The 21,972-nt window shown below is 73.9% G+C and carries 21 protein-coding genes and 1 pseudogene; 15 read left to right on the top strand and 7 right to left on the bottom strand.

Annotated features, from left to right (window positions below):
- The first annotated feature begins 104 nt into the window (after nt 1-104).
- The 3 genes from TR49_RS37955 (at nt 105) to TR49_RS37945 (ending at nt 3,572) form a co-directional block, all read left to right on the top strand.
- Entirely contained in the window at nt 105-1,136 is a 1,032-nt protein-coding gene (locus tag TR49_RS37955; protein ID WP_042390668.1) for an NUDIX hydrolase, read from the top strand.
- 338 nt (nt 1,137-1,474) lie between these two features.
- Nucleotides 1,475-2,308, top strand: coding sequence for a DUF4184 family protein (locus TR49_RS37950; RefSeq protein ID WP_042390675.1), 834 nt, complete (start codon nt 1,475-1,477; stop codon nt 2,306-2,308).
- Between the two features lie 43 nt (nt 2,309-2,351).
- Nucleotides 2,352-3,572, top strand: coding sequence for a geranylgeranyl reductase family protein (locus TR49_RS37945; RefSeq protein WP_236653722.1), 1,221 nt, complete (start codon nt 2,352-2,354; stop codon nt 3,570-3,572).
- A 171-nt stretch (nt 3,573-3,743) separates the two neighbouring features.
- Here the strand turns inward: TR49_RS37945 and TR49_RS37940 are convergent, their stop codons facing one another.
- On the bottom strand, nt 3,744-4,520 hold the full coding sequence (locus TR49_RS37940) for an SDR family NAD(P)-dependent oxidoreductase (RefSeq protein WP_042390666.1): 777 nt from the start codon (nt 4,518-4,520) through the stop codon (nt 3,744-3,746).
- A 202-nt stretch (nt 4,521-4,722) separates the two neighbouring features.
- On the opposite strand from TR49_RS37940, the gene TR49_RS37935 reads away from it, so the two are divergent.
- Nucleotides 4,723-5,931, top strand: coding sequence for a sensor histidine kinase (locus tag TR49_RS37935; RefSeq protein ID WP_042390664.1), 1,209 nt, complete (start codon nt 4,723-4,725; stop codon nt 5,929-5,931).
- 65 nt (nt 5,932-5,996) lie between these two features.
- Nucleotides 5,997-6,662: a response regulator transcription factor gene (locus tag TR49_RS37930; protein WP_042390663.1), complete on the top strand. Its 666-nt coding sequence runs from the start codon at nt 5,997-5,999 to the stop codon at nt 6,660-6,662.
- Here TR49_RS37930 and TR49_RS37925 read toward each other — a convergent pair.
- Nucleotides 6,623-7,144 (bottom strand): GbsR/MarR family transcriptional regulator, encoded by a 522-nt coding sequence (locus tag TR49_RS37925; RefSeq protein WP_042390661.1) that lies wholly within the window; start codon nt 7,142-7,144, stop codon nt 6,623-6,625. The two genes, TR49_RS37930 and TR49_RS37925, sit on opposite strands and share 40 nt — an antisense overlap.
- Before the next feature lie 77 nt (nt 7,145-7,221).
- On the opposite strand from TR49_RS37925, the gene TR49_RS37920 reads away from it, so the two are divergent.
- From TR49_RS37920 to TR49_RS37900, 5 genes are all read left to right on the top strand, one after another.
- Nucleotides 7,222-8,142, top strand: a complete 921-nt coding sequence (locus TR49_RS37920; RefSeq protein ID WP_042390658.1) for an ABC transporter ATP-binding protein — start codon at nt 7,222-7,224, stop codon at nt 8,140-8,142.
- Nucleotides 8,139-9,737, top strand: coding sequence for an ABC transporter permease (locus TR49_RS37915; protein WP_042390656.1), 1,599 nt, complete (start codon nt 8,139-8,141; stop codon nt 9,735-9,737). Before TR49_RS37920 ends, TR49_RS37915 begins: the two co-directional genes overlap by 4 nt.
- Before the next feature lie 382 nt (nt 9,738-10,119).
- On the top strand, nt 10,120-10,890 hold the full coding sequence (locus TR49_RS37910; RefSeq protein WP_042390654.1) for an enoyl-CoA hydratase family protein: 771 nt from the start codon (nt 10,120-10,122) through the stop codon (nt 10,888-10,890).
- A 98-nt stretch (nt 10,891-10,988) separates the two neighbouring features.
- Complete coding sequence (locus TR49_RS37905; RefSeq protein WP_042390652.1) at nt 10,989-11,765, top strand: acyltransferase; 777 nt, start codon at nt 10,989-10,991, stop codon at nt 11,763-11,765.
- A 109-nt stretch (nt 11,766-11,874) separates the two neighbouring features.
- Entirely contained in the window at nt 11,875-12,618 is a 744-nt protein-coding gene (locus TR49_RS37900; RefSeq protein WP_042390650.1) for a hypothetical protein, read from the top strand.
- A gap of 43 nt (nt 12,619-12,661) precedes the next feature.
- Here the strand turns inward: TR49_RS37900 and TR49_RS37895 are convergent, their stop codons facing one another.
- Nucleotides 12,662-13,867, bottom strand: a complete 1,206-nt coding sequence (locus tag TR49_RS37895; RefSeq protein WP_042390648.1) for an MFS transporter — start codon at nt 13,865-13,867, stop codon at nt 12,662-12,664.
- A gap of 35 nt (nt 13,868-13,902) precedes the next feature.
- Here TR49_RS37895 and TR49_RS37890 point away from each other — a divergent pair, with 35 nt between their 5' ends.
- Together TR49_RS37890 and TR49_RS37885 are read left to right on the top strand one after the other, a co-directional pair.
- On the top strand, nt 13,903-15,117 hold the full coding sequence (locus TR49_RS37890) for an ROK family protein (protein WP_042390646.1): 1,215 nt from the start codon (nt 13,903-13,905) through the stop codon (nt 15,115-15,117).
- Nucleotides 15,118-15,240: 123 nt separating this feature from the next.
- Nucleotides 15,241-15,567 (top strand): SHOCT domain-containing protein, encoded by a 327-nt coding sequence (locus TR49_RS37885; RefSeq protein WP_042390638.1) that lies wholly within the window; start codon nt 15,241-15,243, stop codon nt 15,565-15,567.
- Nucleotides 15,568-15,708: 141 nt separating this feature from the next.
- Here the strand turns inward: TR49_RS37885 and TR49_RS37880 are convergent, their stop codons facing one another.
- Nucleotides 15,709-16,185 carry an ATP-binding protein gene (locus TR49_RS37880; protein WP_052434969.1) on the bottom strand — a complete coding sequence of 159 codons (477 nt, stop codon included), beginning with the start codon at nt 16,183-16,185 and terminating at the stop codon, nt 15,709-15,711.
- Between the two features lie 290 nt (nt 16,186-16,475).
- Between TR49_RS37880 and TR49_RS37875 the strand changes: the two genes are divergently transcribed.
- The gene (locus TR49_RS37875; protein ID WP_042390637.1) at nt 16,476-17,576 is read left to right on the top strand and encodes a PLP-dependent cysteine synthase family protein; all 1,101 of its coding nucleotides are present in this window, start codon (nt 16,476-16,478) and stop codon (nt 17,574-17,576) included.
- 17 nt (nt 17,577-17,593) lie between these two features.
- Nucleotides 17,594-18,181 (top strand): barstar family protein, encoded by a 588-nt coding sequence (locus TR49_RS37870; RefSeq protein WP_042390636.1) that lies wholly within the window; start codon nt 17,594-17,596, stop codon nt 18,179-18,181.
- 33 nt (nt 18,182-18,214) lie between these two features.
- Here the strand turns inward: TR49_RS37870 and TR49_RS37865 are convergent, their stop codons facing one another.
- The 3 genes from TR49_RS37865 to TR49_RS37855 all read right to left on the bottom strand — a co-directional run bounded on the left by TR49_RS37865 (nt 18,215) and on the right by TR49_RS37855 (nt 20,410).
- The gene (locus TR49_RS37865) at nt 18,215-18,919 is read right to left on the bottom strand and encodes an NADPH-dependent F420 reductase (RefSeq protein WP_268874165.1); all 705 of its coding nucleotides are present in this window, start codon (nt 18,917-18,919) and stop codon (nt 18,215-18,217) included.
- A gap of 105 nt (nt 18,920-19,024) precedes the next feature.
- Nucleotides 19,025-19,498, bottom strand: coding sequence for an SRPBCC family protein (locus TR49_RS37860; protein WP_052434968.1), 474 nt, complete (start codon nt 19,496-19,498; stop codon nt 19,025-19,027).
- Nucleotides 19,499-19,603: 105 nt separating this feature from the next.
- Nucleotides 19,604-20,410, bottom strand: coding sequence for a DeoR/GlpR family DNA-binding transcription regulator (locus TR49_RS37855; protein ID WP_042390633.1), 807 nt, complete (start codon nt 20,408-20,410; stop codon nt 19,604-19,606).
- A gap of 220 nt (nt 20,411-20,630) precedes the next feature.
- Here TR49_RS37855 and TR49_RS37850 point away from each other — a divergent pair.
- Nucleotides 20,631-21,972: pseudogene (locus TR49_RS37850) on the top strand (hypothetical protein); the annotation flags it as partial.

Genomic DNA, 21,972 nt, shown 5'->3' with positions numbered 1-21,972 from the left:
CCTCCAAGCCCGGCCGAGCCACCGGACCCCGCGCCCCACCCCGGGACGCGGGGTCCGTCGTACGATCAAGCAGGCCGTCCAGCTGCGAATCCGGTGGGGGACATGTGATCGTCTGGCTCAACGGCGCGTTCGGCGTCGGCAAGACCACGACCGTGCGCGAGCTCCAGCAGCTGATCCCCGGATCGCGGGTCTTCGACCCCGAGGACATCGGAACGCTGCTGCGCGACCGCCTCCTTCGGCCCGGGTCTCCCGCCCGTCCCGACGGCTCGGCGGACTACCAGGACCTCGTCGCCTGGCGTCGCCTGGTCCCCGACGCTCTTGCCGCGCTGCACGCCGAACTCGGCGAGGACGTCCTGCTGATCGTGCCGATGGCGCTGCACCGCCAGGACTACCGGGACGAGATGTTCGGGGCGCTCGCGTCCAGATGCATCGACGTGCACCACGTCGTTCTGCACGCTGAGGAAACGGTTCTGCGCAAGCGCATCGAGCACGACGGGGCCGAACCCGGCGCGCGCGAACGGCGCCTCGCCCACCTCGACGTCTACACCGCCGCGCTGCCCTGGCTCCGCGACGACGCGGCCTTCGTCGACACGGCCGAACTGACGCCGCGCCAGGCGGCCGAGCAGGTCCGTTCCCTGGTGTGCGCGGGCACCGCCCGCGTCCCGATCGTGCAGGACGCCGTCGCGTCCGGCGACACCGTCGCCGCGGCTGTGCTCCTCTTCGACGAGGCGGACCGCGTGCTGCTGGTCGACCCGGTCTACAAGCCGGGCTGGGAGTTCCCCGGCGGCGTCGTCGAGACCGGCGAGGCCCCCACCGCGGCGGCGGTCCGCGAGGCGGCGGAGGAACTGGGCCTCACCCTGCACGCGGACGGCCTCCGGCTCCTCGTCGTCGACTGGGAGCCCAAGCGCGGCCCGCGCTCGGGCGGCCTGCGCCTCGTCTTCGACGGCGGCGTCCTCGACCCGGCCGAGCAGGCGGCCCTCACCCTCCCCGCCGCGGAGCTGCGCGGCTGGCGCTTCGTCCCCGCGGACCAGTGGGACGCCCACCTCGCCCCGAACAAGGCCTCCCGCCTCCGCGCGGCGCTCGCCGCGCGCGCCGCGGGCGCCGTCGCCTACCTGGAAGCCGGCCACCCTCGCTGAGAAGACGCGCGCCTTCGCCGCTGGCTTCCGGCCAGCCACGGGAGCGGGCCCGCCCCCGCCGGGGCTCCGCACCGCGGTCCGGTCGGCGTCACCTCTCCGGGTGCCGGGTGCCGGGTGCCGGGTGCCGGTTGCCCGCTTCGCGTTGCCCGCTTCGCGTTGCCCGCTTCGCGTTGCCCGCTTCGCGTTGCCCGCTTCGCGTTGTGCTGCGGTGAGCTGCCAGGAGGAAGGGCCTGCCGCGCCGGCGGAGGGCTCTGCGTCGGGCGCGTGGCTCCGCCCCGCCGTGTGACCGCGCCGACCCGTTCGCCGTCGTGCGGCGTCGAGCTGCCAGGATGGAGCGCGTGCCGTTCACCTTGAGTCATCCCGCCGCCGTGCTGCCGCTGTTGCGCGCTGGACGCGGGCGCGCGCCGCTGATCGCTTCGGGGCTGGTCGCGGGGTCGCTCGCGCCGGACCTCCCGTACTTCCTCGACAGTCCGCTGCCCGGCACCTACGGGCTCGGCCGGTTGACGCACCGGGCGTGGGCCGTGCCGACGCTCGACGTCGCCCTCGCCGCCGGGCTCGCCGTGGCCTGGCACACGGTGCTGCGGGAGCCGACGGTCGCCCTGTTGCCGCGCAAGGTCGCCGGGAAGGTCGACGCGCTCACGGCGCCCGCCCGCAAGCCGCTGGACCTGCGGGCCGCCGACGTCGCGTGGTTCGCGGCGGCCGCCGCGGTCGGGGCGTTCACCCATGTGGGTTGGGACGCGTTCACGCATCACGGTCGTTGGGGTGAACGGCACTACCCGGCGCTGGGCCGCCGGATCGGCGGAAGGATGCCGGTCTACCAGGCGCTCCAGTGGGCTTCGTCCGTGGCCGGCCTTGCCGCGCTCGGCGTCGCCGCGCGCAGAACCCTCGCAACCGCCCCACCTGCACCGACGCCACCGAGCCGGGGGCGCGCGGGCGGTCTCGGCGTCGTCGCCGCCGCGACCGTGGCGGGTGCGGCGCACCGGCTGTGGCGGGACACGGCGCGGCACCCAGGCCGGCGGCTGAGCGGGAACGACCTCGTCGGGGCCGTCTCCTTCGGCGGCGGGGCGGGGGCGACGCTGGGCGTGGCCGGGTGGGCGCTGTCCGCGCTGCGCTCGACCCGCGCCAGTAATATGACCGATCGTGAGCGAGAACCAGCGCCCTGGCGCAGATGACATCGAGACCCGGTCGGATGCGCAGCTGGACGCGCAGCCGCACGTGCAGGCGGACGTGCAGACGGACGCGCTGAACGGACTGGACGAGCTGGGTGGCGTCTGGGACGTCGTCGTCGTGGGTGCGGGCCCGGCCGGCGCGTCGGCCGCCTACGCCGCGGCCGACGCCGGCGCCTCCCGCGTGCTGCTGCTCGACAAGGCCGCGCCGCCGCGTTACAAGACCTGCGGCGGCGGGATCATCGGCCCCTCCCGGGACTCGCTCCCGCCCGGCTTCCAGCTTCCGCTGAAGGACCGGGTCAACGCCATCACCTTCACCCTCGGCGGCCGGTACGAGCGCACCCGCCGCTCCAAGCGGATGCTCTTCGGCCTCGTCAACCGTGACGAGTTCGACCACGGCCTGGTCCAGGCGGCGGAGAAGGCGGGCGCGACGCTGGTCGCCGGCGTGACCGTCACCGGCGTGACCCAGCCGGAGGAGGCCGAGGGCGGACTCGCGCAGGTCACCCTCCAGGACGGCCGCGTCGTCCGGGCGCGGGCCGTCGTCGGGGCGGACGGCAGCGCGGGCCGGGTGGGTGCACACGTCGGCGTCGTCTTCGACCAGGTCGACCTCGGCCTCGAGGCCGAGATCCCCGTCCCGCCCGCGGTCGCGGAGACCTGGCGCGGCCGGGTCCTGCTGGACTGGGGTCCTCTGCCGGGCTCCTACGGGTGGGTCTTCCCCAAGGGCGACAGCCTGACCGTGGGCGTCATCGCGGCGCGCGGCAAGGGCGCGGAGACGCGCGCGTACCTCAAGGAGTTCATCGCCCGCCTGGATCTGGCCGGGTACGAACCGAGCGTCGAGTCGGGCCACTTGACGCGCTGTCGCGCGGAGGAGTCGCCGCTGTTCCGCGGCCGCGTCCTCGTCGCGGGCGACGCGGCGGGCCTGCTGGAGCCGTGGACCCGCGAGGGGATCAGCTACGCGCTGCGGTCCGGCCGACTGGCCGGCAAGTGGGCGGCGCGGATGGCCGGGGCGGAGAGCGAGGCTGCGGTGCGCCGGGAGGCGCTGGGCTACACCTTCGACATCCGCGCGGGCCTCGGCGAGGAGATGCGCGTCGGACGCCGGATGCTTGCGGCGTTCGAACGCCGCCCGCAGGCGTTCCACGCGGCGGTCCTCACCTTCCGCCCCGCGTGGCGGGCCTTCGCCCGCGTCACCCAGGGCCACACCACCTTCGCCCGCCTGACCCACGAGTACGGCTTCGCCCGCCAGACCATCACCTTCCTCACGCGCCGCTGACGGCTGCCACGCCGGGCGGTTGCACTGCCCCCAGGAGCGCGAGGAACTGCGCGACACGCCACCCAGGGCGGATGGCCCTCGAGTAGCAGGGCCGTCCGCACGCCGTTGGTTGCTCGCGCCCAGGCGGCACAGTCGCCTATCGGGCACGGCCTCGCGCCCTTGCGGGGCTGCTCAGAGTGCCGGCTGCAGGGGGCCGAGCCAGGTGCCGCCGGAGGCGTCGAGGGTTTGGCCGGTGATCCAGCGGGACTGCGGACCCGCCAGGAAGGCGACGATGTCGGCCACGTCGTCGACCTCGCCGATGCGGCCGAGGCAGGAGACGGACTCGATGCCCGCCGCCAGCTCCGGGACGGCGAGGAAGTGCTGCGTCATGTCCGTGCGGATGACGCCCGGCGCGACGGTGTTGACGGTGATGCCGCGGCGGCCGAGGTCGAGGGCGAGGGTGGGGGCCAGCGATTCGAGCGCGGCCTTGCTGGCCGTGTAGCCGATCTGCAGCGGGACGGCCATCCGGCTCGCCACCGAGCCGATGTTGATGATCCGTCCGCCGTCCCGCAACAGCGGGGCCGCGCGCTGGACGACGAGCAGCGGGGTGGTGACGTTGACCGCCAGCAGGCGGGTGAGCTCGGCCTCGGTGACCTCGTGGACGCCGTGCGTCGAGGCGATCCCCGCGTTGTTGACCAGGACGTCCAGCCCGACGCTGTCGCCCAGCCCGGCCTCCAGCTGCTCGAAGAGGCGGTCCACCGCCCCCGCCGTGCCGAAGGACGCCTGCACGGCGAAGGCACGGCCGCCGGCGGACTCGATGCGGGAGACGGTCTCCTTCGCCGCCGCCTCGTCCGGGCCGTAGTGGACCGCGACGCGGGCCCCGTCGGCGGCCAGGCGCTGGGCGATGGCGCGGCCGATGCCGCGCGAACCGCCGGTGACCAGGGCCGTCTTGTTCTGCAGGGCGCTCATCAGATCCTCCTGGGTTCCGCCGGACGCTCGTCGTCCGGCGACGACCACCACGTTCGAGGAGGGCGCTGACCGTGCCCGCACCGGCCGCTGACCGGCCGCTGGGCCGCCGCTGACCGACGGCCCGCCGGTACTCCCGGGGGAGTACGGGACGCCACCGCGACGAGGGGACGCCGCCGGCGATCATCGGGCATACGGTTCCCCTATGAGAAACCGCCGGCGCGGGGAGCGCCCGCCGCGCCCGCCGTTCGTGCTGCCGGTCGTGATCGGGTTCATCCAGGTGGTGGGGACGAACGCGGTCGCGCGGCACCACACGAGCTCGACCGGGCGTCCGCTCGACACCGTCGCGTACCTGCTGCTGCTGGCCGGGCCCGCGCTGCTGCTGTTCCGGCGGCAGTGGCCGGTGCAGGTGTTCGCGGGGACGGCCGCGATCGCCGGGGCGTACCTGCTGCTGCGGTACCCGTACGGGCCGATCGTGCTGAGCGTGCTGGTCGGCTACGTGACGGCGGTGATGGCGGGTCGTCGACGCGCGGCGTGGATCATCATGGGCACGCTCTACGCGGCGCACGTCGTCGCCAACAGCATCACGCACGCGCTGAGCTGGCCGCTCGAGCTCGGGCTGCTGGCTTGGCTGCTGGTGGTCGTGGCCGCCGCGGAGCTGATGCGGACACGGGTCGAGCAGCGGCGGCAGTGGCGGCTGGCGCGCGAGGAGCGTGAGGCGCGGATCGCGGACGAGCAGCGCCTCGCCATCGCGCGCGAGCTGCACGACGTGCTGGCGCACAGCATCTCGCTGATCAACGTGCAGGCCGGGGTGGCCCTGGAGCTGATCGACGACGATCCTGAGCAGGCGCGGACCGCGCTGCGCACCATCAAGGACACCAGCAAGCAGGCTCTCGGCGAGGTCCGCCAGGTGCTCGGCTCTCTGCGGACGGGGACGGCGACGACCGCAGCAACCGGAACCGGCGGCGCCACAACCGGCGGCCCCACAACGACCGGGCCGGCCGCGCCGCGCAGCCCCGCCCCGGACCTGGAGCGCCTGGACGAACTCGTGCGCCAGGCGGCCGCTGCGGGCCTGACGGTCACGGTCCGCCAGGAGGGGACGAGGCGTCGGCTCCCGCCCGGCGTCGGGCTCGCCGCCTTCCGGATCGTGCAGGAGGGGCTGACCAACGTGCTGCGGCACTCCTCGGCCCGTACCGCCGAGGTGGTCCTGGACCACCGGCCAGCCGACCGGTTGCTGCTCACCCTCGAGGACCCCGGTCCGGCCTCCGCCGCGGGTGGCCCCCGTGCGGGCGGCAGCGGCAGCGGCCTGGTCGGGATGCGGGAGCGCGCGACCGCGCTCGGCGGGTTCGTCGAAGCCGCGCCCACCGCGTCGGGCGGGTTCCGGGTCCACGCCGAACTACCGTTGCACGCATAGGACATTGCGGCATCACGGCATCAACGCATCACGACATCAAGGCACTGAGCACCAAGGGGACGACGATGATCCGGGTACTGCTCGCCGACGACCAGCAGCTGGTCCGCGCGGGTTTCCGCGCGCTGCTGGACGCCCAGTCGGACGTCACGGTCGTCGCCGAGGCGGACGACGGGGTGCAGGCCGTCGCTCGCGCCCGTGAACTCGTCCCCGACGTCGTGCTGATGGACATCCGCATGCCCGAAATGGACGGCCTGGCCGCCACCCGGCAGATCTGCTCGGACCCGGCGCTGGCCGACGTGAAGGTCGTCGTGCTGACCACCTTCGAGCTGGACGAGTACGTCTTCGAGGCGCTGCGCTCGGGCGCGGCCGGCTTCCTGGTCAAGGACACGGAGCCGGCGGAGCTGGTCCGGGCGGTGCGGGCCGCGCACGCGGGGGACGGTCTGCTGTCGCCGGGCGTGACGCGGCGTCTGATCGCGGAGTTCGCCGCGCGGTCGAAGGAGCCGGAGCAGCCCGCCGCACTGTCCCGGCTGACGGACCGGGAGCGGGAGGTGCTGGCGCTGGTCGGCCTCGGGCTGACCAACGAGGAGATCGCCGGGCGCCTGGTGGTGAGTCCGCTGACGGCCAAGACGCATGTGAGCCGGACGATGGTGAAGCTGGGCGCGCGCGACCGGGCGCAGCTGGTGGTGCTGGCCTACGAGTCGGGGTTGGTCCGGCCGGGCTGGCTGGGCTGAAGCCCCCCACCGGCCTCGAGCTCCGCGCGCTCGCGGTAGTAGCGCTCCAGCAGGGCGGGCATCTCGCGCCGCAGGAAGGTGAAGAAGTGCAGCGACTCGCCGAGCCGGGCGCTCGCGGGGGAGTCCTCGCCGAGCAGCCGGATACCCTCGGTGAGCGCGCTCTGCCAGCGGCTGAGCACGAAGTCGCGCTGGAGCATGGCCTCGCGCCAGACCTCGTCGAAGACCCGGTAGCGGTCCCGCCGTGAGCCGGGGTCGCGTTCGCGGCCGACCAGCTGGAGCTGGGTGAGGTAACGGACCGCGCCGGAGACGGCGGCGGGGCTGATCTGCAACGTCTCGGCGAGCTCGGCGGCGGTGAGGCGGCCGCTCTCGGCGGTCATCAGCGCGACGAAGACGCGCGCCGGCATGCGCGGGAACCCGGTGTCGGTCAGCACGCCCGCGAACCGCTCGATGTAGGCGTGCAGTTCATCGGGAGCTGGAGTCATTCGATCACTCTACCGTCAGCCTCTTTGACATATTCTTAATATTCACGAATTCCTGAAACCAGTGTAGCGTCGGCGTCATGACGACGGCCATCGACGTGTCCGGGCTGGTGAAGACCTTCGGCCGCACCCGTGCCCTGGACGGACTGGACCTCGGCGTCGCCCAGGGTGAGGTGCACGGATTCCTCGGTCCGAACGGCGCGGGCAAGTCCACCACCATCCGCGTCCTGCTCGGCCTGATCCGGGCCGACGCGGGCCGTGCCGCCCTGCTCGGCGGCGACCCCTGGCGCGACTCCGTCGCGCTGCACCGCCGCCTCGCCTACGTCCCCGGCGACGTGACGCTGTGGCGGGGGCTCACCGGCGGCGAGGTGATCGACCTGCTGGGCCGGCTGCGCGGCAACGGCGCCGACCGCGGACGCCGCGCCGAACTGCTGGAGCGCTTCGAACTGGACCCGACCAAGAAGGGCCAGACGTACTCCAAGGGCAACCGCCAGAAGGTCGCCCTGGTGGCCGCGTTCTGCTCCGACGCCGAGCTGCTCATCCTGGACGAGCCCACCTCCGGGCTCGACCCGCTGATGGAGGAGGTCTTCCGCGCCTGCGTCGCCGAGGAGCGCGACCGCGGCCGGACGGTCCTGCTGAGCAGCCACATCCTCTCCGAGGTCGAGGCGCTCTGCGACCGCGTCAGCATCATCCGCGCCGGGCGCACCGTCGAGACCGGCACGCTTTCCGAGCTGCGCCACCTCACCCGCACCTCCGTCGCCGCCGAGCTGGCCGCCCCGCCCACCGGGCTGGACGCCCTGCCGGGCCTGCACGACGTCGAGCTGCACGGCACCACGCTGCGCTGCCAGGTCGACACCGACCATCTCGACGCGTTGCTGCGCACCCTCACCGCAGCCGGGGTCCGCTCGCTGACGAGCCGTCCGCCGACGCTGGAGGAGCTCTTCCTGCGCCACTACGAGCCGGAGAGCGCCACGGCGGCAACCGCCGAGGTGGTCGAGTGAACCTCACCGGGACGGGCCCGCTGCTGCGCTTCGCGCTGCGCCGCGACCGGATCATGCTCGCCTGCTGGATCTACGCGCTGCTGGCCTCCGTCATCGGCACCGCCGTCTCCTTCCGCTCGCTCTACCCGACCGCCTCCTCCCGCGAGCAGCTCGCCGCGAGCATCAACGACAACGGCTCGCTGCGCGCTCTGTACGGGGCGGTCTACGACACCGGCAGCATCGGCGCGCTGACGGCGTGGCGCATCCTCGGCCTCGGCGGCCTGCTGCTCGGCCTGCTCTGCATCCTGCTGGTCACCCGGCACACCCGCGCCGAGGAGGAGGCGGGCCGCCTGGAGCTGCTGGGCGCGGGCGCGATCGGACGCGGTGCGCCGCTCGCGGCAGGCATCGGCGCGGCGCTGACCGCCTCCACCGTCGTCGGCGTCGTCACCGCCGTCTACCTCGCCGCGAGCGGCGAGCAGCTGGACGGCTCACTCGCCTTCGGCGCCGCGCTGTTCGGCTGCGGCGTCTGCTTCGCGGGCGTCGCCGCCATCGCCGTGCAGCTGGCCGAGACCGGCCGGGCCGCGAACGGCATCGGCGGCGCGGTCCTGGGCCTCGCGTTCCTGCTGCGCGCGGCTGGGGACGCGGCGGGCAGCGGCGGGCCGGGCCGGCTGGTCTGGCTCTCCCCACTGGGCTGGGCCGAGCGCGTCCGCCCCTACCACGACAACGCCTGGTGGCTGGTCGCCCTGCTGCTGGCGGCGGGCGCGGCGCAGACCGTCGTCGGCTACCGGCTGGCCGGACGCCGCGACCTCGGCGGCGGCCTGCTGCCGCAGCGCCCCGGCCCGGGGGCGGCCGCAGCCTCGCTGCGCAGCGCGCTCGGCCTGGCCTGGCGGCTCCAGCGCGGCAGCCTGATCGGCTGGACCGTCGGCTTCGCGATCGGCGGCGCGCTGCTCGGCGGCATCAGCAAGGGTGTGGACCAGCTGGTCTCCAGCAGTTCCAACGTCCAGCAGATCGTGCAGCGGATGGGCGGCAGCAGCCAGGTGACGGACGCCTACCTGGCCACCGCGATGAACCTGCTGGCCATGGTCGCCGCCGTCTACGCCGTGCAGACCGCGTTGCGGCTGCGCGGCGAGGAGACCTCTGGTCGCGCCGAGCCCGTTCTCGCCTCGGGCGTGCGCCGGCTCGCCTGGGCGGGAGGCCACCTCGTCTTCCCGCTGCTCGGCTCCGCCGTCCTGCTCCTCGCGGGCGGCCTGACGGCCGGGCTCGGCGCGGGCGTGGTCTTCGGCGACGTGCCGGGCTGGTCGGTAAAGCTGATGCCGGCCGGGCTGATCCAGCTGCCCGCGGTGTGGGTCTTCGCGGCCGTGACGGTCGCGCTGTTCGGGCTGCGGCCGCAGTGGACCGGCGCCGCCTGGGGCGTGCTGGGCGTGCTGCTCTTCATCGCCTACCTCGGCCCGGCGCTGAACGCCGGGCAGTGGCTGCTGGACCTCACGCCGTTCACCCACGTCCCCAAGCTGCCGGGCTCGGCCTTCCACGCCGCCCCGCTGCTGTGGCTGACGCTGCTCTCCGCCGTCCTTGCGGGCGCGGGCCTCGCGGGCCTGCGCCGCCGCGACATCGGCTGACGCGGCTCCCGCCGCCCGCGCGGGGGAGCCGGCCCGGCCTCGCCCCGCCGGGCCGCCTGCCCTTCCGCGCCGCGTCGCGCCACTACCTGGACTCGCCGCTCCCGCTGCCGTCCGTCAGCGTCGGCGGCCGTGCCTCTCGCCGTTCACCGCGGTCCGGGCGGACGCCGCGCGGACGGTAGCCGCTTCGGCCGTCCCCGTCCCCGTCCGATCCCGGCCCCGCGCCCGGCCTGTGGCGCGGACCCGCCTGGTCGGGGCGGTGAGGCGCGTCACCATCGGCGGGGGGTGATCACGGGGCACTGTCGGGAGGGTGCCGTGCTGCATAGGCTGGGCCTGCGCCGCCACAGGGTCGTGGCCGGCCGATCCCCGGGAAGGACACGCACCGATGACCTCCGACGCAGAGCCGCTGGTCCGTTACGCCGTCGACCGCGGCATCGCGACGCTGACGCTCGACTCGCCCGCCAACCGCAATGCCCTCTCCTCGCGCCTGGTCGCCGAGTTGGAGCAGGGACTGGCCGAGGCCGGCAAGGATCCGGCCGTCCGCGCCGTCGTGCTCACCCACACCGGCGGCACCTTCTGCTCCGGCGCGGACCTGTCCGAGGCCACCGGCGGCGACCCGACCGCCAACCCGCGCCGCCTGGTCACCGCGATGCGCAGTCTGGTGGAGTCTCCCAAGCCGGTCGTCGCCGTCATCGACGGCCACGCGCGCGCGGGCGGCCTCGGCCTGCTCGGCGCGTGCGACATCGTGCTGGCGGGGCCCGCGTCCACCTTCGCCTTCACCGAGGTGCGGCTCGGCCTCGCGCCCGCCGTGATCTCGCTGCCACTGCTGCCGCGCCTGGACCCGCGCGGCGCCTCGCGCTGGTACCTCACCGGCTCGGTCTTCAAGACCGGGGAGGCGCAGCGGATCGGCCTGGTCACCGAGGCCGCCGAGAACCCGCAGGAGGCGCTGACGGAGATCCTGGAGGCTTTCCGCAAGGCCAGCCCGCAGGGGCTCGCCGAGACCAAGCGCCTCGTCACCGCCGAGGTGCTGCGCGTCTTCGAGCGCGACGGGGAGTCGATGGTGGCGCAGTCCGCGCTGCTGTTCGGCTCGGAGGAGGCGCGCGAGGGCATGCTGTCGTTCCTGGAGCGCCGCCCGCCGGTCTGGGCCGCCGAGTAAGGCCCGTGCGGCAGTTGCCGCGAGGGCTGTGACGCCTGTGACACAGCCCTCGCCGAACTCCGCCACGCGGCCGGTTACCCACCGGTTAACGTAGGCGCATGTCGTTCGCCGAGAAGATACGCCGCGGGAGCCGCGGCCTCGCGTCCCGCCTGGTCCACCGCGGCTGGACGTGGGTGCGGGAGGCGGGCGCGGTCAGCGCCGAACAGCCCGGGCCGCTGCGCTTCGCCGAGCTCGGCGCGTTCACGAAGCTGGCCTTCCCGCAGGGGACGATCTTCAACGAGCACGCCATCGCGATCGGCTGCTACTCGATCATCGGCGAGCGGGTCTCCATCTCGGCGGGCTTCGCCCCCGGCCTGAAGCTCTCCGGGGAGCCCATCGTCCGCATCGGCGACGGCTGCGTCATCGGCCGGGACACCAACATCGTCGGCCACGAGTCGATCGTGATCGAGGACAACGTCTGGACCGGCCCGAGCGTCTACATCTCGGACCAGAACCACTCCTACGACGACCCGCACCTGCCCATCGGCAAGCAGTGGCCGCGCAACGAGCCGGTCCGCATCGGCGCGGGCAGCTGGATCGGCACCGGAGCGGTGGTCCTGCCCGGCGCGGACATCGGCCGCAACGTCGTCGTCGCGGCCAACGCGGTCGTGCGCGGACACGTCCCGGACAACACCGTCGTCGCGGGCGCGCCCGCCAAGCCCGTCCGCAGCTGGACCGAGGCGGAGGGCTGGCAGCCCCCGATCCGCACCGCGCCGCCGCGCGCGATCCCCGACGGCGTCACCCACGAGGAACTGCTCGCCCTCATCGGCTGGGACCTGCGGTTGCCGCCCGAGGCCGTACCGGCCCCTGACCAGGACCCCGACCCCGTTCCGTAGCGGTTCCGTAGCGCTCCGGGGCGGCCCGCTCGACGCGCGCGGCGGTCACGCCGATGGCACAGTGGGATGGATTCGCCTGCACGCCGGACCTCGTTTCGAGGAGGGCTCCATGCGTATCCCGATGCGTCTCCAGCTTGCGGCCCTGGCCGCGTCACTCTCCGTCGCGACGGCCCTGAGCGGCTGTTCCGCCGGTGCGACCCGCAACGCGATCGGCGTGGGCGCGACCAGCTCCTCGACCGCGTCCTCCTCCTCGGTGGCCTCGGTCCCCACGGCGGACCAGCTCCAGAGCGCGCTGCTCATCGCCTCCGACCTGGGCCCGGACTTCACGGCCCAGCCGGGCGACACCTCCTCCCCGACGGCCACCTCGGGGCCGTCGGGCTGCAGCGCCCTCACCGACCTGATGAGCCAGGCCCCCTCGACCTCCCCCAACCCGGCCCAGGGCCCTGAAGCCCAGGTCATCCTCGAAGGCGGCCAGTCCGGCCCCTTCGTCGGCGAGTTCCTCACCGGCCGCCCGCAGTCCGTCCTCGACCACAACTACCCGTCCGTCGTCGCCGCCCTCCGCAGCTGCCAGCAACTGGACTTCCCGACGGGTACCACCCAAGTGCCGTTCCAGCTCTCCGACTTCGACATGGGCCTCGCGGGCTCCACGGCCAAGCACCTCTCCGGCTCGGTCCAGGGCGTCCCCGTCAACGGCTACCTTGCGGTCGACCGCCTCAACCCCACCGTCGCCATGGTCTACCTCTACCTCGAGATCGCGGGCGACTCCCCGCAGACGGCCAAGGCCTACTTCAACCAGGCGGTCACGAAGGTCCAGACGACCCTGCACCAGGCGGCCTCCGCGGCGAGCGTGTGAGCACGGCTCGGCGTCGCGCCGCCGCCGTGGCCCGAGCGCAGTGTCACGACTTAGCGCGCACCACCAGGGCCGACACGCCCGCCAGGGCGATGAGGACGGCTACCGACAGCAGCGCGAGGGGCAGGCCGAAGGCCTGGGCGAGGAAGCCGATGACGGGCGGGCCGGCGACCATGCCGCCGAAGCCGAGGGTGGAGGCCGTGGCGACGCCGCGCGGGCCGCGCAGCGCGCCGGCGCGGTCGATGGCGAGGGGGAAGATGTTGGCCAGCCCCAGGCCGACCAGGAGGAACCCCACCAGGGCGAGCGGCAGCGAGGGGCTGACCGCCGCGGCCACCATGCCCGTGGCGGCGATCGCCGCGCCCGCGACCAGGAGCTTGGTCGGGCCGAAGCGTTCGACCAGCCGGGTGCCACTGAGACGGCCGACCGTCATGGTGAGGGAGTAGACCGCGAAGCCCGCCGCGGCGACCGCCGAGGTGGCGTGCAGGTCCTGCCGCAGGTGCAGCGCGCCCCAGTCCGCCATCGAGCCCTCGCCGTAGGCGTCGCAGAGCGCGACGACGCCGAGGAGGACGACCAGCAGCGCGACGCCCGCGCCTGCGGAGGGCCCGGCGGAGCCGTCCGCGTGGGTCGCGTCGGCGTGCGCCACCGCGTGGCGCATCAGCGCGCGGCCCGCCCAGGCGGTGACGGCGAGGCCGCCCACCGCCAGCAGGCCCAGGTGCTGAGTGGGTGTCAGCACCGGTGCCAACAGCCCGCCGACCGTCGCGCCGAGCAGGCCGCCGAGGCTGTATGCGGCGTGGAACGACGGCATGACGGGCCGCCCCGCCGCCCGGACGAAGTCCACGGCCGCGCTGTTGATGCCGACGTTCATCGCGCCGTACCCGGCGCCGAAGATCAGCAGCACGCCGCCCAGCGCCAGCACGGAGTGCGTCAGCGGCGGGAGCGCCACGGCGACGCAGAGCAGGACGGACGCCGCGACCGTGACCGCGTGGTTGCCGAGGCGGACGCAGAGCCGACCGACCGGGCCCATCGCCGCGACCGCGCCGGCGGAGACGCACAGCAGCGCCAGCCCGAGCAGGCCGGGGGAGGCGTGCACCTGCGCCTTGATCTCGGGGATGCGCACGACCCACCCGGCGAACAGGAAACCGTCGAGCGCGAAGAAGCCCGTCAGCGCGATGCGGACGACGGGCCAGCTGCCGGAGAGGCGGTTGGCTGAGGAGGAGGAAGGGGCAGGGGTGACCGGGGAAGTCGACTCCATTTTGTCTATCTGCGGCACAAATTCATAATAGAAGCGTGACGCAGACCCAGACAAGTCCCGACCGGGGCCGGGCCGCGCTCGGGCCCGCACTCGAGCTGATCCACACCGGCGAAGCGCCCACGCGCTCCGCGCTGACCGGCGCACTCGGCGTCACCCGCACCACCGTCGGCGCGGTCACCGGAGAGCTCGAGGCGCTGCGGCTGATCACCGTCGACGCCCGCCCCGCCGGGGCGGGACGCGGACGGCCCTCGCACCGCCTGGGGATCGACCCGCAGGGGCCCGTCGTCCTCGCCGCCCAACTCCACACGGACGGCTTCACGCTGGCCCTGGCCGGTCTCGGCGGACGCCTCGGGCAGCCGCTGGACCTGCCGCTGGCGCAGCTGCCCCGTGACACCGACCCGCGCGTCGTGCTGCGGACCATCGCCGACGAGGCGATGCGCCTGCTCGCCGCCAGCCCCCGGCGCTGTGTCGGCGCGGGCCTGGCCGCGCCCACCCCGGTCACCGAGCCGGACCGGCTCGCCGTCATCTCCGCCTGCCTCGGCTGGCCGACCGGCACCCCTATCGGCGAACTGTGGCAGGAGGCCCTGCTCGAAGCCGGGCTCCGGCTCCCCGAGGGCGTGGCCCCCGCCGTCGCCAACGACGCCAACCTCGCCGCGCTCGCCGAGCACCGCCACGGCGCGGGCCGCGGCGCGCGCCACCTGCTCTACGTCACCGCCGGCCACCAGGGCGTCGGCGGCGCCCTCGTCGTCGACGGGAAGCTCCACACCGGCAGCGGCGGACTGGCGCTGGAGATCGGCCAGTTGACCGTCGATCCGGAGGGCCTCCAGTGCCGCTGCGGCCGTCGTGGCTGCCTCGACGTCGAGGCCGGCCCGCCCGCACTCCTCGCGGCGTACGGCCTCCCCGCCGACGCGCCGCTGACCGAGGTCGACGCGATCCTCGCCGCGGCCCGCGCCGGCGACAGCGCGGCGCAGGCCGCGGCCGACCACGTCGCGGTGCGGCTGGGCTACGGCATCGCGGCCGTCGTCGACATCCTCAACCCCGACCGCGTCGTCCTCGGCCCCTTCCACAGCGCGCTGCTGGCGGCCGCTCCGACGCTGCTCCCGGAGTCCGTCGCCGGCCGTGCGCACTGGGGCCGGTTCGGCTGCGTGCCGCTGCGCGCGGCGGAACTGCCCGCCCCGGAACTCGCCGGCGCGGCGGAACTGGCCTGGGCCCCGATCCTCGCCGACCCTCAGCTCGTCGCCGCGGACTAGTTCACCGCGGACCAGGGAGGATCCCGTACTCCCCGGGGAGCACCGCAGGTGTCCCCCGGGAGGCGACGCCTTGGGCTGCGCCGAGGAGGAGTCTCTTCAGTACCGACTACCGAGGAGCGCGAGATGAACACCTTCCTGGCCGACGGATGGCACGGCGGCCCCGGCCCGTGGATCTTCCTGGCGCCGCTGTTCTGGATCGGGGCGATCATGGTCGTCCGCCGCATCTTCTGGCGTGGCCGCGCCTTCGGCGGCCCCACCGGCCCGCGCGGCCCGCGGCCGGGCGGTCCCTTCGGCGGCCCGCGCAACGCGTACTGGGGTGGCCCCCAGCAGCAGGGCCCGGCGCCGTCCCCGCTCGAGACCCTCAACCGCCGCTACGCGGACGGTGAGATCGACGAGTTCGAGTACCGCCAGCGCCTCGACGTCCTGAACGGCACCGACACGACGGCCTGAGACGCACCTCCAGGGGCGCGGGGACTGCGCGACAAGCCACCCACATGCGGATGGTCCTCATCGAACAGTGCCATCCGCAGACAGTGGTTGCTCGCGCAGTCCCCCGCGCCCCCAGGTGGTGCAACGGTCTGCGGGAGCAGGTCAGTCCGCCAGGACTGGCTGCAGCGCCGCCGCCGGGACCTCCATGGCCAGCAGCGGGACGGTGTCCAGCAGTGCCGGGGCCGGGACCGGGGACGTCGCCACGGTGAACCAGACCGTCTTGCCGGTGTCACTGAGCTGCGCGCCCCACTCCTTGCACAGCGCCGCGACGATGGAGAGCCCCCGGCCGCCCGCGTCGAAGGGCTCGGGCGTGCGGGCCTTGGGGAGGTCCGGGGAGTCGTCGCAGACCTCGACCGTGAGGGTGTCCGTCGCGGCCCGCAGGCGCAGCGTGCACGGCGCGGTCGCGCCCACGTGCTGGTACACGTTGGCCAGGAGCTCGGTGATGCCGAGCAGCGTCTGGTCCGTGACGGCGGCGAGATGCCAGTGCCGCAGGTGCGCCTGGACGATTCTGCGCACCACGGCGAACCGACTCGGCTCGGCCGTGAGGCGCAGTTCGTAGCGCCGGTCCATGTCCTCCATCGCGCTTTCGACTCCTTCCGTCCTCCGCAAGCGGCGGGCGACTTCGAAGAGTGAGCAATGAGAAGCATTCCGTGGTACGACCAGCGTTTCCCGGTTCGCCCGGGACCGCAACTTCTGACATCCTGCCCCGAACGCTGGCTCAGGGTAAGCATCCGGACGCAGCGAGTCGCGGATCATGCAGCAGTATTCGAGAACGTCCAAGCAACTCTTGTGATTTGCGCCACGTTACGATGCGGGTGAGCAGGCCGAGCCGCCTGAGCCACCACCCGCACGACGAAAGCAGCACGCACGTGAGAACCCTGGACGTGGACCGCAGCGACGCCGACTACCGCGCCTGGCTGAAGGAGGCGGTCCGGAAGGTCAAGGCGGACGCCAACCGCTCCGCGGACACGCACCTGCTGCGCTTCCCGCTGCCGGAGGACTGGGGGATCGACCTCTACCTCAAGGACGAGTCGACCCACCCGACAGGCTCGCTCAAGCACCGGCTCGCCCGCTCGCTGTTCCTGCACGCGCTGTGCAACGGCTGGATCCGGCCCGGGCGGCCCGTCGTCGAGGCGTCCAGCGGGTCGACGGCCGTGTCGGAGGCGTACTTCTCGAAGCTGATCGGGGTGCCGTTCATCGCGGTGATGCCGCGCACCACCAGCGCGGAGAAGATCGCGCTGATCGAGGCGCAGGGCGGCAGTTGCCACCTGGTCGACGACACCCGGACCCTCTACGACGTCTCGGCCCGCCTCGCGGCCGAGTCCGGGGGCCACTACATGGACCAGTTCACCTACGCCGAACGGGCCACGGACTGGCGGGGCAACAACAACATCGCCGAGTCCATCTACCACCAGATGGCCCAGGAGCGGTTCCCCGAGCCGACCTGGATCGTGGCCACCGCCGGCACCGGCGGCACCTCGGCGACGCTGGCCCGCTACGTGCACTACATCGGCGCGGACACCCGCGTCTGCGTCGCCGACCCGGAGAACTCCGCCTTCTTCGACGGCTGGGTGAACGCCGACCCCTCCGTCACCTGCGACTGCGGCTCCCGGATCGAGGGCATCGGCCGTCCGCGCGTCGAACCGAGCTTCGTGCCGGGCGCGATCGACCGGATGATGAAGGTCCCGGACGCGGCCACCGTCGCGGCCGTGCGCATGCTCGAGCGCGTCATGGGCCGCAAGCCGGGAGGGTCCACGGGGACGGGCGTGTGGAGCGCGCTGCGCATCGTCGCCGAGATGCGTGCGGCCGGACAGCGCGGCAGCGTCGTGACGCTGATCTGCGACCCGGGCGACCGCTACCTCGACAAGTACTACTCCGACTCCTGGCTGGCCGAGCAGGGCCTGGACATCACGCCGTACCTGGCCGTTCTCGACAAGGTCCTGGAAACGGGGGAGTGGACCGGCGAGTGACCTGCCAGGATCGGCGCATGACCGGTCCAGGGGAAGTCCACACGTCGCCCGAGGAGTCGTGCGAGGAGTCGCTCGACGCCGTCTACCGCGCGCTCGCCTACGACACCTTCGTCACGCTCTACTGGCGCACGGCGCGGTTCGACGAGGCCGCCGACCGGCTGCGCAGGGCGGGCTTCGCGGTGGTGGTCCTCGACGCCTCGGGCTGGACCACTGACGACGCCTTCCATACCGACGTCGCCGCGGCCTTGGACTTCCCCGACTACTACGGCGCCAACCTCGACGCCTTCAACGACTGCCTGGGGGACGTGATGGGCGGCGCCTACGGCGTGCCGCAGGACGCCCCGGGCGTGGCGCTGGCGTTCACGCACTACGACGTCTTCGCCGCGGCGTGCCCCAGGGAGGCGCATGTCGTCCTGGACATCGTGGCCGACCACGCGCGCCGCGCCGCCGTGTTCGGCGGCCGCCTGCTCTGCCTGGTCCAGAGCGACGATCCGGACCTGCGCCAGGAGCCGGTCGGCGCGCAGCCGGTGCTGTGGAACCGGTACGAGTGGCTCGACTCCTCGCGCCGCCCGGCGCCCGCCGCCCCGAAGGGGGCCGCGGGCTGACCCCGGCCCCCTGGGGAGGCCCGAGGGTCGGTGTCAGCCCTGGAAGTCCGCCGTGCGCTCGGGGGAGGCGTCGGCCAGCGCCTTGGTGACCTCGGCGACGTCGCCGCGCAGGCCGTAGACCGGCGTGCCCGGCTGCTGCCGCCAGGAGTCGTCGAGGCCGCCCGCGTCGACCGTGTCGAAGCCGATCTGGTCGATCAGCTCACGCACCAGCTTCTTCGCGGCCGCGTCGTCGCCGGCGACGGGCAGCGCCTGGCGGCCGGGCGTGCCGGCGGGGAGCGGACGCTCCAGGAGGTCGGCGGCGTAGGTGCCGTTGAAGGCCTTGACCACGGTGTGCCCGAGCTGCTGGGCCACCCAGCGGCTCTCCGTCAGGCCCTCGTCCTCGATGGCGGCGATCCGGCCGTCCCGCTGCTGCGGGTAGTAGTTGTTGGTGTCGATCACCGTGAAGCCGGGCGCGGCGGGTGCGAGGACGTCCTTCGGCAGGCTCGGGATGTTCTTCAGCGGGATCGTCACGATGACGACGTCGGCGTCGCGCGGGGCCTCCGCGACGGTGACGGGCGTTGCGCCGGTCTCCTTTGCGAGCTCGTCCAGTGTCTCCGGGCCACGGGAGTTGGCGACCGAGACGTCGTGCCCGGCGGCCGTCAGCCGTCGGGTCAGGTTGCCGCCGATGTTGCCCGCGCCGATGATGCCGATCTTCATGGGAGAGCCTTTCCGGGTGCGGTCGTGTCTGTGTGCCGGCAAGGCCGTGGTGCCTCGCGGGCAGAGCGACGGCGAGCCGTCGCTGCTCGTGCCAACCCGGTTCGTACGCCGCGCATTCCGCGCGGGCGCCTGTTTCGGCGGATCTTGCTAGCTCGCCTGCTGGGCGCGGGCGTCGAGGCGGCGCATGGCCTGGCGGATGGAGCGCATGACCATGGGACGGACGGCCTGGAGCGGGAGCTCCAGGGCCGCGTGGCCCTCGATGGCCATCGTGAAGCGGAGGGTCGTGCCCGAGCCCTGGCCCGGGGTGAGCAGCCACTCCTCCATCCAGGCGTGGGCGCCCGGCAGGTTGGTCTCCTCGATGCGGTAGACGAAGCGCTCCGGCTCGTCCCAGACCAGCACGCTCTCCACGAAGCGCACCCCGCCGCGCAGCGAGACCGAGCGCCCCGCACCGGCGCTGTAGGGGCCGGGGCCGGTGTAGGAGGCGCGGGTGATCTCGCGCCACCACTGCGGCCAGGTGGAGGCGTCGTCCGTCAGCTCGGCGAACAGTGCCTCGCGGGACGCCTCGAGACGCTGGGTGACGACGATTCGCAGCGGCGCCGACTGGAGGAACTCAGTCGTCACCGGGGACAGACGTACGCCCACCGGGCACCTCTTTCCATGGATCAGGCTGGGCGCAGCATAATTGACGCCCCGTCAAGCTTAAAGATGACATCGGACACGTAGCCGTCAGCCTGCGATGACGACCTCGCGGACGGTCTCGGCGACGGCGCTGCGGATCTCCGCCGGGAGGCCGGAGTCCGTGACCAGGGTGTCGATCTCGGCCAGCGACGCGAAGGTCGAGAGCCCGACCGTGCCCCACTTGGTGTGGTCCGCCACCGCGATCACCCGGCGCGCCGCCGCGACGAAGCTGCGGTTGGTCTCGGCCTCGGCCAGGTTGGGGGTGGACAGGCCCGCCTCCAGGGAGATGCCGTGGCAGCCCAGGAAGAGCAGGTCGAAGTGGAGCGAACGGATCGCCCGGTCCGCTATCGGGCCGACCAGCGCGTCCGAGGGCGTGCGGACACCGCCTGTCAGCACCACCGTCGACGGCGGGGAAGCGGCGGTGCCCTGGCGGGCCGCGTGCTCGAAGACGTCCGCGACGCGGACCGAGTTGGTCACCACCGTCAGGCCCTCGATGCGGACCAGGTGGTGGGCGAGGGCGTAGGTCGTGGTGCCGCCGGAGAGGGCGACCGCGCTGCCGGGGGCCACCAGGCGGGCGGCCGCCTCGGCGATCTCCTCCTTGGCGCTCAGCTCCAGCGCCGACTTGGCCTCGAAGCCGGGCTCGTGCGTGCTGGCCTCGAGCACCGGCACCGCGCCGCCGTGGACCTTCTCCAGCATCCCCTGGCGGGCCAGCGCGTCCAGATCACGTCGGATCGTCATGTCGGACACATTGAGCTTGCGCGTCAGCTCGTTGACGCGCACGCCGCCGCGGCGGCGCACCTCGTCCAGGATCAGGGCGCGCCGCTGTTCCGCCAGCAGACCGCTGTTCTCGGCCACCCGGTTCCCGTCCTCTCCCGCTCGCTCCGCGCCGGTGACGGCTGGGCCGTCCGTACTTCGCGTCATCCTGCCACGCCCGCGTGTCCCATGGCGCGAAAGTGCTGTACGGAACGGCGGAAAGCGGCAGCATATCCGCAGGACATCCGTGGGCCGGCGGTCGGGCGTGGGAGCATCCGGCACGGTCGTCGGGGACAGTCGGGGACGGACGGGGACAGCGGGGATGAACGGGGCAACGGGGATGGACACCGCCGTGAACGGCAACGGGACGGAGCGGACGGCCGGGACGGACGGAGCGGACGCGGACGGCGCGCCGCTGCCGGGACAGCGCACGCCGGGGGGAGCCGCGGCGGGGCCCGCTCCGCTTCGGCTGGAACTGCTCGTTCACGGTGTCGGCGGCACGACCCCCGAGGTCATGCTGGAGAGTCCGCACCTCAAGCAGATGACCGGCGACTCGATGTCCGGAACCTACCGCCGTTGGCCGGACCAGGACGCGGAGAGACGCCCGGCCGACTACGAGGGCGACGCGGTGCTGGAGGCCTACTCCTGGGCCAAGCTGACCTCCGGCGCGGCCAGCCGCGCCCTCTGGCTCCTGCTGCTGCCCTTCATGTTCGCCAACCTGGTCCACTGGATGCGGCCGCCGGGCCCGCCCGGCGGCGCCGACCGCCCCCGGCTGCACGGCGTCTACTCGGCGCTCGCCCGGCTGCTCGCCCTGTCCCTGACCGTGCTGCTCACCGCCGCCGCCTGCGAGATCGCGATGGACCTCGCGGCCTGGCAGTGCGCCGCGGACGGCGCCTGCGTGGCCCACCACTCCTGGGTGGTCTTCGCGCTCGGCGGCCACGGCGGCTGGTGGAGCCAGCCCGGACGCCGCCTCGTCGTCGCCGCGCTGGTGCCGCTCGCGATGCTGGCCGGGCTCGGGCAGCTCTCACGGATGACGTGGAGCAGCTACGAGCGCGTCCGCCCGATGTCCGCGCCGCGTACCGGCGAGGCGCCGATCGAGATGGAGACCGGCGGCTTCTGGTACGGCGTCGCCACCGTCGGCCGCCTGCGCCAGCTGCACCTCGCGGCCGGGCTGCTCACCGTCGCCTGGACGGTGCTGGTTCCGGTCATCGCCCACGACCGGCAGGGCGCGCCCCACCTGGCCTGGATCGGGATCGCGCTGCTCGTCCTCCTCGTCGCCGTCGGCGCGCTGCTCCTCGCCGGCCTCGGCACGGGCACGGACGCGCTCCCGCCGCGCGCCCTCCTCGCCGTCGTGGCGGGGCTCGCGGTCCTCGCCTTCGGCGACGCCGCATGGACCCGCCCCACCTGGACCTCGACCGGCCAGCTCCCCGGCGCGGAGCGGGGGTTCGCAGCGCTGTTCGCCGGCCAACTGGCCCTGACCCTGGCCCTCACCGCCATCGCCTGGACCCTCACCCGCAGCCGCACCGCCGCGCCCGCGAACCCGGCTGCGCCTGCGAACTCGACGCCGCCGAAGACCCCGGCCGCGTCCAACGACCCTGCCGCGCAGGCGCACGTGGCTGCGCCCGCCGACCCGGCCGCGCCCGCGAACCCGGTTCGGCTCGGGG

The organism is Streptacidiphilus melanogenes, assembly GCF_000787835.1.
GTDB classification, from domain to species: domain Bacteria; phylum Actinomycetota; class Actinomycetes; order Streptomycetales; family Streptomycetaceae; genus Streptacidiphilus; species Streptacidiphilus melanogenes.
The sequence above is the reverse complement of the archived record's forward strand: the minus strand, read 5'-3'. Positions and strand labels throughout refer to the sequence as shown.